Source organism: Lamprobacter sp., from assembly GCF_034860625.1.
In the GTDB taxonomy this organism is placed as follows: domain Bacteria; phylum Pseudomonadota; class Gammaproteobacteria; order Chromatiales; family Chromatiaceae; genus Lamprobacter.
Genome location: NZ_JAYESN010000742.1, coordinates 1 through 567, shown reverse-complemented (window position 1 = coordinate 567; position 567 = coordinate 1). Strand labels below are relative to the sequence as shown.

General features: G+C 62.6%; 1 protein-coding gene. It reads left to right on the top strand.

The features are described from left to right. Positions 1-567, top strand: a 567-nt coding sequence (locus VBE63_RS31085; RefSeq protein WP_416274767.1) for a type I restriction endonuclease subunit R, EcoR124 family, incomplete at both ends; no start/stop codon positions are given.

The window sequence follows — 567 nt, the reverse complement described above, 5'->3', positions numbered from 1 at the left end:
ACCATCATCGCCGACTACAACGCCCAGTACGGCACCAACCACAAGCTCGGCGAGTTCGATCTCTACTACCAGGACGTGCAGAGCCGCATCAAGGATCAGCAGTACCCCAACAGCGACGTCCCGCACGCGCACAAGATCGACATCACCATCGTCGTCGACATGCTGCTGACCGGCTTCGACTCGAAGTACCTCAACACCCTCTATGTCGACAAGAACCTCAAGCACCACGGCCTGATTCAGGCCTTCTCGCGCACCAACCGGGTGCTCAACGACACCAAGCCCTACGGCAACATCCTCGACTTTCGCGCCCAGGAGCAGGCCGTCGATGCCGCCATCGCCCTGTTCTCCGGCGAAGACACCAACCGCTCGCGCGAGATCTGGCTAGTGGACCCGGCCCCCGAGGTGATCAAACAGCTCGACGCCGCCGTCACGCAGCTCGAGACCTTCATGCAGACCCAGGGCCAGCCCTGCACCCCGGAGGCCGTCAGCAACCTCAAAGGCGACACCGCCCGCGCCGAGTTCATCAACCGCTTCAAGGAGGTCCAGCGCCTCAAGACCCAGCTCGAC